Here is a 13673-nt window from a genome sequence, read left to right as displayed (position 1 = left end):
CCCCGGAGATGATTCCGTGGGCTCGCGCCCACGGCTACACGCTGTCGCCACTACGGGGCTGGATACTGCTGCGTGAATACCACACGCAATTGAAGACACGGCTCCCGGAACGCCCGCAACCGAATCGTTATGCCATCGGGGCGCGGGTAGCGTGTTGCTTGATGGCGTCTTCGAGCGATTCTTCCGGCGTTTTGGCGTACGGAAGTCGACAGAACCAATACAACAGCCCTGCGGCTATCAGGCCTGAGATGATCACCATCGGAATGTTGGCGATGTGGCCTTCGCCATCGGGCGCGGTTCGCATGATGTAGCCCAGAACTGGGTACTTATGGATCGTCTCGGTCGTCAGGGCCAGCGTCAGCACCATCAGGCTGTTGTGCGTGACGTGATAGAGCATGCCAGGCAACAAGCTGCCGGTTTGCACGGCGATGTAGCCAATCACCAAGCCCAACAGGAAGGCGATAATCGACTGTTGAAATACGGCGTGCGTGATGCCGAAGAACAGGCTGCTGACGACGATGGCCCGCCACTTACGGCCCAGGTGACGCAAGCCCGACAGGATGAAGCCGCGGAAGGCCAGCTCTTCGCAAATCGCAGGCGTAACCGCGATCACGAGCAGCATTTTCCACAGCGCCGGATGATCGGTCATCAGGCCGGCCAACGCTTCTTTCAAATAGGGATTGAGCGGATAGAGCTGCTGCACGACGACCGTCAGCCACCCGGCGATCGGATAAATGGACAGCGCCAAGAGAACCGCCGCCGGCAGCGCCGCCACGTTCGGCCGGTGCAACAGCAGCGTCTGCTTCGGGCTGCGGGCCAGCATGATCGTCATCAACAGCGCGGGCGTTGCCACGACGACCAACTGCGAGACCAGCGTCAGCCGCGCCATTTCCGTGAAGTTTTGCGGTTGCGGCAGCGCGAAACCCATGAAGAAGCGAATCATCAAGATCAGCACGCCGCAGAACACCGCCCCGGCCACGGTGGGCGTGTCTTCGCGATCGTGCATCAATTGCCGGAACCACAGGCGGACGTCCAGTCGTTCGCTCTCGCGGAACAGCACCGTCTCGGAATTGAACTGCTCGACCGCCCAGCGGATGGCCAGCAAACAGCAAGCCAGGGTCGCCATGACCACCGGCGGACCATAGACGAGCGCCTGGGAGTAGTTTCCTTCCAGCATCGCGCGCAACAGCAACACCACGCCGGTCACGGGGATCAGGCTATTGCCAAGATTCAATTCCACACCGGGGGACATCGGCAGCATCACCAGCGGCAACGTCACCAACACCAGCGGCATCAGGTAGTACTGCCCTTCTTTCGTGCTGCGGGCGAAGCTGGCCAGCGCCATGCACAGCGCGCTGAACAAGGCCGAAACCGGCACCAGGGCAATCAACAACCACACCGGCGCCAAGGGAGGGGGCGCTCCGAAGCGTGGTAACTGGCTCAACAACGCCGTGCCCGTGATCCCCATGCTCAGCAGGTTGAGCGCCGAGGTCACCATGCTGAACAGCATCACGGTCAGCAGCTTGCCCCACACGATTTCGATACGCTCGGCAGGGCTCGAGAGCAGGGTCTCGAGCGTGCCGCGTTCTTTTTCGCCAGCGCAAACGTCAACCGCCGGATAGAACGCCCCGGTCAGCGCCCAGATCAACAAGAGAAACGGCAGGATCTTCGACCACAGGGCCGCGTCGCGATGCCCTTTGTCGGCCAGATCACGGCTGGTGAGCATGAACGGCGCGGCCGTGTTCTCGGGAATATGGCCGGCGGTCAGGTTCTCGTGCCCTAGTTCCTGGCTCCATCGTCCCAGCACGCGCTCGACGCGATTCAGCGTGACTTGCGATTTTTCCGATGCAGTGCTGAAAAATACTTGCGGACGAGGAACCCTGACGATCGGAATCGATTCGACGTCAATCGCGCGATCGGCGCGGATGGCTTCCTGCAGCTTGTGCAGTTGTTCGGCAAAATCGGGCGGGAAGTAGAGCACCGCGTCGTACTTGCCGCTGTCCAGGGCGGCGCGCCAGATGTCGACCTGTGCCTTGTCATCATCGGTCGTCCGCTCGTCCGGCAGAAAATCGACCGCCAGCACGTGGCTGTTTGCGGGGCGCGCCCTGCCGTGCGGGCTTTCACCTTCATCGACGACGGCGTCCAAGTTTGAATCGGGGGCGAGAAACCAGCGCTCGGCGAAATGCCCCTCCTCGAACAACGGGGGCGTCTCGGGCAGCCGGTTGGCGCCGACGACCAGGATCTTTGTGGTTTGCTCGCGGACGAACTGCGTCACCTGGAACATGCTCATCCCCAACAGCGGGTAGAGCACGACCGGCAGCACCGCGATCATGAACAGCGTGCGCCGATCGCGCAGCTGGTCACGCACCTCGCGGAGAAAGATGACTTTTACGTTCGTCCAGTTCATAGGGGAGCCGTATCGCTCAAGAGGCGGCGCGCTGCGGATGCGATTCGTCGTGGGTGGAAATCAGGCGGAAGAACAGTTCTTCCAGATCGTGTTCGTGATGCAGCTCGCGAATGGCTTCGAGCGTGCCGCTGGTCAGGATCGTACCGCGATCGACGATCGCCACGCGATCGCACAGCTTCTCGGCCTCGCGCATGATGTGCGTCGAGAAGATCACGCATTTGCCTTGCCGGCGCAGCTCGGTGATGGTGTCCAGCAGGGCCCGGGCCGCCAGCACGTCGAGGCCGTTCGTCGCTTCGTCGAATATCAGCACCGGAGGATCATGTACCAGGGCGCGAGCGATCGAGACCTTTTGCTTCATGCCGGTCGACATCTTCGACCCCAACACGTCGCGGATCTCGTTCATCTTCAATCGATCGAAGAGGTGATCCATCCGCGCGTGCAAGGCGTCGTCGGCCAGGCCGAACAGCCGGCCGAAGTATTCGACTACTTCCCAGGCGGTCATGCGGTCGTACATGCCGGTATTGGCCGAGACGAAGCCGATCTGATGGCGCACTTCCGAGGCCTGCGTCAGCACGTCGTAACCGTTGACCTGCACCGTGCCCGACGTGGGACGGAGCATGGTGCCGATGACGCGCAGGGCCGTGGTCTTGCCAGCGCCGTTGGGTCCGAGCAGGCCGAAGATCTCGCCGGCCAGGGCCTCGAAGCCGATGCCATGCAGCGCAATAAACTTGCCGCGCCGCAAGTCTGCGTAGACCTTGGTGAGATTCTCGACGTGGATCATGGCCGGCATCTACCCGCGGTTGCAACGATCGACGGCAGATTCGTTCCTTCGTTCACCCCGTTGCTGTTGGGGTGGTCCGGCCGCGATCGACGCGCACGGCCCAGCGAACAGGAAAGCATTGAGCTAGTACAGCTTAGCTTATGCCAGCGCCGGCTGAGGAGCGGGGGGGCTTTCGTCGATCAATTCATACATCACGTTCCGCTGGCGCGGTTCATACCCTAGTTCCTGAATGGCCTCGCGAATTTGCGTAAGCGTCAGGTAATGCACCGTGCCGGCCGAGGCGACGACATTCTCCTCGATCATCAGGCTGCCCATGTCGTTGGCCCCGTAGCACAGGGCCAATTGGCCGATCTTCAGCCCCTGCGTGACCCAGCTCGACTGAATATTCGGAATGTTGTCGAGATAAAGCCGAGCGATGGCCTGCACCTTGAGATACTCGTGAGAGCCGGCGCGTGGCACGTGGCTCAGATCGGTATGATCGGGTTGAAAGGTCCAGCAGATAAAGGCGGTAAAACCGCCGGTTTCGTCCTGCAATTGGCGCAATCGGTCCAGATGCTCGATCCGTTCGGCCAGAGTCTCGATGTGTCCGAACATCATCGTGGCCGAACCACGGCCGCCCATCTGGTGCCAGACGCGGCAGACATTCAACCAGTCGTCGGTCATGACCTTGCCGCGCGTCATTCCCTTGCGCACGCGATCGACAAGGATTTCGGCGCCGCCGCCGGGCAGGCTGCCGAGCCCGGCCGCTTTCAAGCGTTCGAGCACGGTGCGCAGCGGCAGCTTCGCGACCTTTGTCAGTGCGTGAATCTCGGGAGGGCTGAAGGCGTGAATGTTGATCTGCGGAAAGCGCGCCCGGATGTCGCGCAGCAAATCCTCGTACCACTCGATCGGCAGATCGGGGTTCATGCCCCCTTGCATCAAGATCTGGTCGCCGCCGAGGTCGATCGTTTCCTGGATCTTGGTCATCACGACGTCACGATCCAGCACGTAACCTTCGGGGCTCTTCGGTTTGCGATAGAACGCGCAAAAGTCGCAGACCGCGGAGCAGACGTTCGTGTAGTTGATGTTGCGGTCGATGTTGTAGGTGCGATACGACTCGGGATGCAGGCGGCGGGTGACGGCGTCCGCGGCGCGCCCCAGGGCGGTCAAGTCGCGCGATTCGAGCAACTGCAACCCTTCCTCAGGCGTGAGGCGCTCGCCGGCCACGGCTTTGTCCAGCAGTTTGTCGATCGAAGCAACCACGAAGATTTTCCTCAGCAGATTGTCGAGCCGGGCGAAGCACGCCTGGCATGATGGTGAGCGGTCTCAGGGAGTTGCCGAGCCGGCCGGTTCATCGGCATAGTTCGCCGCGCCGCCGATGAGTTGCAGTTCCTCAGCCAGGCGCCGATACAACGCCAACCCCTCGCGTTCGCGATGGCCCAGTTGAAAGTGCAAGCGATCGCGCAGGTACGACAGGCATTCCGGCCGCGTCAGTCCCAGTGCCGGCGCCTCGGCCGCGGCGATCTCTTCGAGTTGGGCCAGGCCGGCGTCACGTGCCTGGCTGAGGGCCGTCTCGATGCCACCCAATTCGCAGCCCGACCGGGCGACCCACATGGCGAACACGAACGGCAAGCCGGTCCATTGGCACCATTCATCCCCGACGTCCCACACTGCGGCATAGCGCCCTGCGGGAGAGCAAATCGCGCGGTCGCCGATCAACAGCACCGCGTCGGCTTGCGTGTCGGCCAGTCCGCACTCGACCGGCAATGATTCAATGCGAGGACGAACGCCAAACCGCTTGGCGAGCAGAATCTGCACCAGCACGGCACTGGTCCGCGAGCCTGCGTCCAGGGCCAGCGAGCGAATTTCGGCGATCGGCACCCGCGCGAATAACTTCACCGACAGCACCGGCCCACGACAGGCGATGCAGGCGTCGGAAATCATCACATACGAGGGATCGCGAAAGAATTCGATCGACGGGATGAGCGCCACATCCAGGCGGGCCGCCGTTAGATCATCGGCCAGGCGACCGGGAACGTCGAAGACAAGCTCAGCCTGCGGGGCGAAGTTTTCGAATTGGTAGACAAGCGGTTTGGTATTGAGATAGCTGACCGCACCAATGCGGATTCGGTTTCGGGCCTCCATCGTCGTTTCTCCTACGGCGGCCGCGGGCCGCGATCGTTCCGCTTCGCCTGTCGATGCCCGAGTTGCGCGGTGCAAGGGACCTCATTATAGGCGGGCGGCACGGCCCGAAAAGGGTTGCCAAGAGCCATGGCCGTACACCGTATGAGCTGGGCAAAATCTGCGGGCCGGTCGTTTCGTGGCCCGCAGGGATGCTCTGCCACTCGACCGCGGGCGAGCATTCACTCGCGGGCGAGCGTTCAACACTCAAGCTTGCGAAACGCTCGAATGCCGATGATCAGCGGCGCGATAGTGACCACGACTCCTAAGACTAAACCGCCGCTGACCCCGGCGATTAACCAGATCCATTGCCGATGAGGATCGAGCTGCAGCGACTGATTCCCCCCTTGCTTTGCCAGCAAGTAGAAATGGCTGGGCACGGTGGTAATGACGACCAGGGCCACGATATAGGCGGCGCTGAGCACCAGGTTCAACGTGCCGCCAAAGCCGGCCGCGATCCGGGCGGGCGAATCCTCGCGAAGGTTGGGCATCTTGGCCCCCAGGCCGACGGCGATGCCTGAGAGCCCAGAGCAGAGTAGCACGCACGCCAGCATGTGTACCAGGATAACCAGCCGTGAAACGCCGAGCATCAGGTCGCTGAGCACGATCAGCGTCATGCAGGGAACGAGGGAGCCCAGCGCGGCGAACAGAAACTTGCTCCACAGAATCATGTCGCGCCCAACGGGAAGCCGCCCCAGGATCCAGAAGCGGCGCCCTTCCAGGCTGATCATCGGAAAGATGAATCGCGTGGTGAACGTCGACAAGATCAGCCCCACCACGGCCAGGTTTAAGAAGCTGATGATATTTACCCAGGTCATGTAGTTGACGTCATAGCTGAGGCGGCGCGTGTTGAGGAAGTAGAGCGCTAACAGGCCGAAAAAAATCAGGAATTGCGACCACTGCACGGGATCGCGGCGGAAGAGACGCAAGTCCTTGATGATCAGCAAGCGCAGACGGATGCCCAGCGGACGGAGTACCACCCCCATGAAGCGATCGATCCAGGCCAGCTTGCGTTTGCGGCGCACCGTATGCTCAGCACACAGCACGCTATATCCCGAGCGATAAAACCGCCCCGACGTCCAGACCGCGATTTGATGCAGAACAAGCGCATTCGAGATCATCACGGCCAGGAACAACACGCTTTCGAACAGGGCCGCGCGGGCGGCCGCTTCGCGCCACCCGCTGCGGGCCGCCTCGAGCAATCCGGAGCTGAGCCACCAACTGGGAAGCAAGCGATTCTCGCTGGTCCTCAGGCGCGCGAGCATTTCCAGGAACCAGTCCGGCGTTAGCAATTCGTGGTTTTGCACGCTGGCCAACGACCAGACGAGCGCCACCCCCAAGGTCAAAGCCAGCCCGGCCGCGAGCGCCAGAATGTGAATGCGATTGGTCGGCAGAAAGCGCACGATCAGCATGCAGGCGATCGCGCCGATCGCGCCGGGAATGGCCACGAAGGCGCTCATGAACGGCAACAACAGGACGTAATAGAACCAGGGCGCTTGGACCACCACGCCGTAGGCCACCAGCATTGGGCTGCCGAGCAATAAAAAGCCCCAACTGCTGAAGAGCATGCCTTGCAGAAACTTGTGCAGGAAAATCCGCTGCGACCGCACGGGCGTGGTCAGCAGGAAGGTGGCCTCGTCCGAGCGGTACAAACCGCTGTACATGATGATGCCCGTCGAGATGATGAGCATGATCGTCAGCGAAGCGAAGAAGACGCTGTATACGGCGCGCACGGTCTCGTCGTGGGTATCAGGCTCGCGAATGGCATCGTCGAGAAAGCGAAACCCGAGCACGAACAGCAGGAATAGGCCGGCCCAGAGAAAGGCGGTAAGAAACACGGCCAACGAGGCGCGCAATCGTGACACAGCCAAAGCCTGGCGAACGATGTTGCTCAGCAGGTTGCGTCGCAGCCGTGAGAACACGTCGGCCTCGGCGCCAATCGTGACAAGTTTGGGCCGGGCCGGCGCAACGATTTCGCTCGTGCGAGTGGGTGCATTCCAGGAATCACGGCTGGCGCTATTCATGCGCTGGGGTCACTTGCGTGCGCGGATCGGGAGATCGCCGGGCCTTCGGCCGAGGGACTCGCGGTGTCGCCCGCCGTGAGGTGCAAAAATAGCTGTTCGAGCGATTGCTGGCCGGTGGACGACTGAGCGCGCAGCTCGGCGAGCGTGCCGATGCAGCGCAAGCGACCGCGATCGACGATGCCGATCCGGTCGGCCAGTTCCTCGGCCAGGGACAAGGAATGCGTCGACATAAAGATTGTCGTCCCGGCCACGGCGTGCGCACGCAGCAGGTCTTTCACCAGCCGGATCGTGCGCGGGTCTAGCCCAACGGTGGGTTCGTCCAGGACCAGCACCTCGGGGTCGTGCAGCAGGGCCGCCGCCAGCGCGACGCGCTGCTTCATGCCGTGCGAATAGCTTTCGCACAGATCGTCGACGAAATCGGCCAGCTCGAAGCGGCCGATCTCGCGCGAGATGCGCTCATCGCCCGAGCGCCCAGGCAGACCGTACATGCCGGCGATGAACTGCAAGAACTCGCGCCCTGTCAGTTTCTCGTACAGATAGGGTTCGTCGGGAATGTATCCGACGCGGCTGTTGGCCTGGCGCGATTCGGTGACAACGTCGAAGCCGCAGACGCGGATGTTGCCGGCGCTGGGGCGCAGCAGGCCGACGAGCATCTTGATCGAGGTCGTCTTTCCGGCGCCGTTGGGGCCGAGAAAGGCGAAGATCTCGCCGCTTCCTACGACCAGGTCCAAGCCGGCCACGGCCAGCTTGCGGCCGTAACTGCGACTCACGTTGCAAAACTCGATCATGGCGAACTCTCGGCCTCAGCGGGCGTTTCCGTCTCGGGCAAATCTTCCATTCCGCTGGGAGGAACCCGCAGCGGCAGAGAGGTGTCAGGCAACAGATGGGCCGGTATCGGCGCGTCAGGATCGCAGCGCACAAACGTCATGTGAGAGGAGGATAACAAAGTTATCTCCTGTTTGACGACCTCGCCATCGTAGGCGACCCACATCTGGGCGCGGGGAGCCTGATTGCTGGTGAGCCCCAGCCCAGGATCGCCTCGGTAAACGACCAACAGCGCCGGCACGATGCGATCGTGCCAGAACAGCGGATCTTTGCGCTCGACCGCCGCGTGCAGGATTTCCACCGGGGATGTCGGCGGGCGGAACGGGCTGTAGATCGGCACCGTCCACGTCTGTCCGACGCGCAGGCCGGGGAGCCGGGTTTGCGGCGACAGCACATCCCCCATCAAAGCGTCGTGCGGCATGTCGAGATCGGTGTGATATTCCAATTCGCCGGCGCGCATCACGATGTGCATCACATCCCCTTCGACCTTGCCACGCATGACGATGTTGAACTCGACGCCGGCCATTAGCGAGCGATGGGGCGCATCCCGGTCGGGCGGGCCGATCTTCGTGATCGAAGTAAAATGGATCGGCCGGTTTAAGGGGTCGAAGTCGATGATCGCCTCGCTCTCGACGGCGATAATGGCTTCGCCCTCGGCGCTGCGCGAATCGAGGATTTTGACGAACGCCGTCAGCCAGGCGGGCGTAAGCTCCGTGAGCGGCAACTGCTGCAAGCTGACGCGGCAGCGCATCTGATTGATGCCGTCGGGCAGATGCTCGACGCTGGTGACCGCGCCCCCCAGGCTGCGGCCGTTCAGCAGGATCTCCCAGGCTGTGGGTCGACTATCCTGCTCGGCGGCGAGAATCGTGCGATAGCTGGGAGGATCGCCTACCAGCAATGGGGGCAGCAACTTTTCCTTGACCAGCCACCCCATCGAGGCGAGCCAGAAGGCGAGAATGGCGATGCTATAACCGCGATTGAACACGACGATAGGACCTCGACACGCCCTGCGATCCTGGCCTGGGTGGCAATAAACCATTGTAGCAAAAAGCTACTAGCGGGCCTCTATTTCTGTAGCCGGGGGTCGGCGACCCCAATCCCGGCCTCACAGAGGCCAGCCACAGAAGACACGGCCGATTCTGGGCTTTGGCCGCCGGCGTGCGAACCGCCCTTGCCAAAATCGCCCAATCCTCGGATAGTACGCCGCCCCGGTGGGACGTTGCATCGGGCTGGCACGTATTGATTGAGCCTCGGGTCGTTCGGCGGCGATCGATCAACGATTGTCGCCCGAGTGGAAACGCCCCGCCGGTTCGCAGTGACGAAACGCTCAAGCGAAGGTGAACCGTATGAATCACCCCAGGTTAATCCGTGGTTTGCTCGTGCTGTCCCTGGCCGCGGGGTGCAGTCGGGCGGAGAAGGGGACAAGCGAGCAGCAGGCCGAAATGCCCGTCGCAACGCCGGTGGATGTCGGTAGCGCGCTGCACGCCGACGCAGAGCCGACCGTGGTGCTGAACACTTCGCAAGGCCCGATCAAAGTACGACTCAATTCGGCCAAGGCGCCCCTGACGGTCGACAACTTCTTGTCGCAGATCGAGAACGGCTTTTATCACCAGACGATCTTCCACGAAGTCACGCCTGGCTTTGCCGTGTTGGCGGGCGGGTTTCTCTCGGACCTGACTGAGAAGCGCGGCCGCTATAGCCTGCGCAACGAATCGAATAATGGACTGTCGAATCGGCGCGGCACAGTCGCTATGGCACGGCCGGGCGACGGCATGGATAGCGATACGGGACAGTTCTTTATCAACGTCGCCGACAATCCTTCCTTGGATTATCAAGCTGACACGGTTGAGCAGTGCGGATATTGCGTCTTCGGCGAAGTCATCGAAGGTATGGACGTCGTCGATCGCATTGCGAAACTGCCGACGCACAGCGAAGGAGACTTCGCGAAGCTGCCGGTCCAAACCGTGATGATCGAATCCGCCACTAAGGCGCGCTAGAAGCGCTCTCGACGATCGCAACCGTCATGCGACGCTACGGCTGACGAATGCGATTTGGATTCAAATCCAGAGCGCGGGCCTGGATATCGCGGATGCCGTTCCACGATTCTTCCCAGCGCGGACGCAATTCCGCGATCAAGCCCGAGGTCGTGTAGATGCGGCCCGTGGGCTTGTTGAAATCGCGCCCTGCCGAACCGTTCATCAACATCCGGCCCATCTCGTTTCCGCCCGGCGCCGTGGTGAGGTATTCAAAGAGCTGATAGCCGCCGGGCGTGTGTACGGATCGCCACAGGATGCTCTTGCCGGTCGGCATGCGCACCAATCGATCCAGCCGATCGTAGGCGTGTGGGAAGTGCGCGATTTGTTTAGAGAACTTGCGGCCGTCCTTGGTGCGCAGCTCGCGCACCAGCGGATCTGAATCGTCGAGCACGCGCTCCAGTAGTTCTGCCTGGTGCGGAACTTTCCACCCCTGCCGCTGCAGCAGGTCGAGCACAGCGCGGACTTGCGATCGTGAGATGATCTCGCCGGGTTGCAGGCGCGCTTGTTGCGAAAAATAGCCCTCGACCGTGGCTTCGACCTGGTCGAGGCTGGGCAGGACCTTGCGCGGCGCGGCCGTCGCCGTTCCCAGGCCAGCAAAAGCCGCGACCAGGCTCAACAAGAACCAGCGGCGCGGCGTCGTTGTGTGAGTCATAAGTCTCACCGATGGTCGAATACGATCGAGCTGCCGTCCGGCCCCGAACGACCGAGGCATGGAATCGGTTGAAAGGCTCGCCTACGGAAAACATAGCTCGCCGACGGCACGGCCGGCGGGCCGACTCTAAGGATCATCGACGTTTCTGCTGGTCGGCACTTGGGTTGCGTGGTAAATTCGGCCCGCCCCGGGGGCAGAGTGAAAAGATCGAGCCGCTAGCATTGTCAGCGGAATAATCGGCCCCCCGGATGCGTCGGAGTTAGCCGCGAGAAGCAGCGCTTTACGCTCGGCCCGGTTGACGATTCGGAAGATGCTCGTTCGGTACATCTGGACATAGGACGGTTTGTCATGGCGGTGCTTGTCCAGTCAATCGATCATCCGGAGCTGGCGCCGTTTGCGATGCCGGAGCGGTTTCGCCATGAAGTGGCTTATTTCATGGATGTGAGCAACACGGCAGGCCGCCCGGCCGATCCATCCGGGGAGTATTGGCTCGATCTCGAGCAGGTCCAATCGTGGTATGACGCTGGCGCGATTCTGCTAGTGTCGCCGCTAGATAGCGAGAATCGAACCGAAGTCGAGCTTTCGGAAGAACAGGAAAACTGGCTCAACTGGGTGCTTGAGAATCGCGTAACACACGTTCGCCTGGTTTAGCTGGTTTACGCCGGCAGAAGCTAGATCGCTTCCTGGGGTCGGTGGGGCATCGTTGTCGGGGCGCGATAGCAGGATTACGCTGTCGCGCGAACCCGATCGACGTTGCCCAAGTCTCTCCAAGAATCGCAGCCTGCTGGGGGTCACCCAAACGGCGGGGAGCGAGTGAGCGTATATGCCGAATGAGTGGCCGAAATGTAAGCTGATTTACATTGAAAAGCGCGCCTTTTCGGGTACGATACCGGGGTCCAAGAATGGGCGGCGGGCCTGCCGGTAGAAGGAGATACCGATGGCGAAAACTACATATTTTGTACAAGAGTGTCCGACGTGTGGGCGTGCGTTGCACGTACGCGTCGAGTACTTGGGAAAGCGGCTGGTTTGCCAGCACTGCGGCGGCGCATTGATCGCGTCCGATCCGGAGGGGGCACCCAGTCATGCGAGCCGTTTGCTGGATCGAGCTGATGCCCTGCTGCAAGCGCCACGCCGCACGCCGGGACTGGCGTAGCGGATTCTCTGCGCTGCACGCATCACAGGGCGCGCGCCGTCTCTTCAGATGCCGTAGAGCGTTGCGCCTTGACGGGCCGCCAGTCATTCGTTCGACAGTGGCTCTGTCGAAAAGCAGCCTTCGTCCGAGTGCCGGACAATCGGAATAGAATTTGTTCCGTCTTTGTTTGAACGGCTGCGACACCTATGCAGATTCTCGTGCGCGAAATGAGCCTTTGGCTGAATGTATAATTGCGTGTAAAGAGATGGTGGGGCAGATTTCTCTTACCGCGGCGACCGGTTCAAATGACAAAGTTTGAGAATATCCGGCACGCACTGATTTCAGTCGAGTCGCTGCGCGAAATGCTGGATTGCGATCCCGTAGTCGAAGATATAGCACTGGACGGCTCTAACAATCGGAGAATGCTCATCGTTTGGCTTGTCTTTCTTGAACAATTTGTAACCAGATTCAACGTCGTTAATGCGGTGAGAATGACTGTCAGATTGTTGCTCGATCAATCCCTGCTTAAGAACTTTGGAGCGGTTGGTGTTGGCATCGTGAGTGGTGCGAACCACTTCGGAGAGGGTAGAGTAATCGTTGTCGGAGTCGACAAAAGTGCGTGGACCTCCGTTCAAAGTTTGGGCACAGTAGATTTTCAAGGACGAGAAGGGGTAACTAGCGCAGATTGGCTCGCAAATAGCACTCCGATCGAAGGTGTGCGCATATCATGGCACCGAAATCCGGCGAATATGCCTGCAGGGTAGGATCTCTTTGGAGCCAAGATGGGCACGTTCTACCTTGTTGCTGCCTCCGGACGCGAGTAATGATTCCGCGCGGTCACGTCTAGGTGACGATCGCTGCACGCATGGCAGGGCGCACGCAACCTCATTCAGGCACCCGTCTTGATTTTGCGCCCCGACGTGCGCGCCGATGGACAGGAATGCCAACTCTCAAATGCAGCCCATACGAGTTAAGCCGTATCCGATTCGAGGTTTTGCTACGCCCAAGCAGGCGATTGCACACGCCAAGGCCCACTCAGAAATGTCAAACGCCCGCGATGGCGCGGCGCGCCTCGAAGGCTCCGTATTCATTGATGCCTGCTGGACTCTATCCGATTGGATACTTCGATTCGATTGCGAATTGAGTCTTTGCGTCTCTGTCGAAGAAACGGAGGTATGCTGGAGGATTGAACCGTCGCATCTTGTGCCAATCGGAGAAGACTTTTCGCGAGTCGGCGCGCCCCCCGTTGTGCTCGATTGGTCAGGTACGGTCGGCTTGCGTGAAATGGACTGCTCGTCCCTTGTGGCGAAGCGACGCGGATCGCGTTTCAAGAATCTATTCGTAGGCGATCCTGAGCTGTACATCTACTTGCACGGGCAATCGACAATCCTGGAACTTGTACCGGTGGAGCGGATCGCCGACGGTCGGGGCATTCTCTATGCCTCGGAAGGTGACTGATGCGGACGAAGGACGTCTACTCCTTCTAATTAATTCACTTCGCGGCGAAACTGGAATTGTCCTCGTTCGTGTCACACCCTCAAATCAATCATGACCACAAAACGCGATCTGCGAAAGCGCTGGAAAGAAGAGCCTGGTGCCTCTATTCGCCAGCGATTCATCGACATCAACATGCGACTCGAGAAGGGACATGGCCAC

13 protein-coding genes are annotated in these 13673 nt (G+C 60.8%); 5 read left to right on the top strand and 8 right to left on the bottom strand.

Annotated elements, in window-relative coordinates:
- Nucleotides 1-127: 127 nt before the first annotated feature.
- The 7 genes from VGN12_19135 to VGN12_19105 form a co-directional block, all read right to left on the bottom strand.
- Nucleotides 128-2407, bottom strand: a complete 2280-nt coding sequence (locus VGN12_19135) for an ABC transporter permease subunit/CPBP intramembrane protease (GenBank protein ID HEY4311569.1) — start codon at nucleotides 2405-2407, stop codon at nucleotides 128-130.
- 16 nt (nucleotides 2408-2423) lie between these two features.
- The gene (locus VGN12_19130; protein ID HEY4311568.1) at nucleotides 2424-3188 is read right to left on the bottom strand and encodes an ATP-binding cassette domain-containing protein; all 765 of its coding nucleotides are present in this window, start codon (nucleotides 3186-3188) and stop codon (nucleotides 2424-2426) included.
- A gap of 138 nt (nucleotides 3189-3326) precedes the next feature.
- Nucleotides 3327-4430: a cyclic dehypoxanthinyl futalosine synthase gene (gene mqnC / locus VGN12_19125; GenBank protein ID HEY4311567.1), complete on the bottom strand. Its 1104-nt coding sequence runs from the start codon at nucleotides 4428-4430 to the stop codon at nucleotides 3327-3329.
- A 63-nt stretch (nucleotides 4431-4493) separates the two neighbouring features.
- Nucleotides 4494-5312 carry a menaquinone biosynthesis protein gene (locus VGN12_19120; protein HEY4311566.1) on the bottom strand — a complete coding sequence of 273 codons (819 nt, stop codon included), beginning with the start codon at nucleotides 5310-5312 and terminating at the stop codon, nucleotides 4494-4496.
- Nucleotides 5313-5548: 236 nt separating this feature from the next.
- Nucleotides 5549-7372 (bottom strand): hypothetical protein, encoded by a 1824-nt coding sequence (locus VGN12_19115; GenBank protein HEY4311565.1) that lies wholly within the window; start codon nucleotides 7370-7372, stop codon nucleotides 5549-5551.
- Entirely contained in the window at nucleotides 7369-8160 is a 792-nt protein-coding gene (locus VGN12_19110) for an ABC transporter ATP-binding protein (GenBank protein HEY4311564.1), read from the bottom strand. The genes VGN12_19115 and VGN12_19110 overlap by 4 nt, the downstream gene beginning before the upstream one ends.
- Nucleotides 8157-9182 carry a hypothetical protein gene (locus VGN12_19105; GenBank protein HEY4311563.1) on the bottom strand — a complete coding sequence of 342 codons (1026 nt, stop codon included), beginning with the start codon at nucleotides 9180-9182 and terminating at the stop codon, nucleotides 8157-8159. Before VGN12_19105 ends, VGN12_19110 begins: the two co-directional genes overlap by 4 nt.
- Before the next feature lie 361 nt (nucleotides 9183-9543).
- Between VGN12_19105 and VGN12_19100 the strand changes: the two genes are divergently transcribed.
- On the top strand, nucleotides 9544-10194 hold the full coding sequence (locus VGN12_19100; GenBank protein HEY4311562.1) for a peptidylprolyl isomerase: 651 nt from the start codon (nucleotides 9544-9546) through the stop codon (nucleotides 10192-10194).
- A 34-nt stretch (nucleotides 10195-10228) separates the two neighbouring features.
- Here the strand turns inward: VGN12_19100 and VGN12_19095 are convergent, their stop codons facing one another.
- Nucleotides 10229-10885 carry a hypothetical protein gene (locus VGN12_19095; GenBank protein ID HEY4311561.1) on the bottom strand — a complete coding sequence of 219 codons (657 nt, stop codon included), beginning with the start codon at nucleotides 10883-10885 and terminating at the stop codon, nucleotides 10229-10231.
- Between the two features lie 348 nt (nucleotides 10886-11233).
- Between VGN12_19095 and VGN12_19090 the strand changes: the two genes are divergently transcribed.
- The 4 genes from VGN12_19090 (at nucleotide 11234) to VGN12_19075 (ending at nucleotide 13475) form a co-directional block, all read left to right on the top strand.
- Nucleotides 11234-11536: a hypothetical protein gene (locus VGN12_19090; GenBank protein HEY4311560.1), complete on the top strand. Its 303-nt coding sequence runs from the start codon at nucleotides 11234-11236 to the stop codon at nucleotides 11534-11536.
- A 286-nt stretch (nucleotides 11537-11822) separates the two neighbouring features.
- Entirely contained in the window at nucleotides 11823-12038 is a 216-nt protein-coding gene (locus VGN12_19085) for a hypothetical protein (GenBank protein ID HEY4311559.1), read from the top strand.
- 284 nt (nucleotides 12039-12322) lie between these two features.
- Nucleotides 12323-12781, top strand: a complete 459-nt coding sequence (locus VGN12_19080; GenBank protein ID HEY4311558.1) for a hypothetical protein — start codon at nucleotides 12323-12325, stop codon at nucleotides 12779-12781.
- A 520-nt stretch (nucleotides 12782-13301) separates the two neighbouring features.
- Entirely contained in the window at nucleotides 13302-13475 is a 174-nt protein-coding gene (locus tag VGN12_19075) for a hypothetical protein (GenBank protein ID HEY4311557.1), read from the top strand.
- Nucleotides 13476-13673: the final 198 nt, after the last annotated feature.

The organism is Pirellulales bacterium (assembly GCA_036499395.1).
Lineage (GTDB): Bacteria > Planctomycetota > Planctomycetia > Pirellulales > JACPPG01 > JACPPG01.
This window is presented reverse-complemented; position numbering and strand designations above follow the sequence as displayed.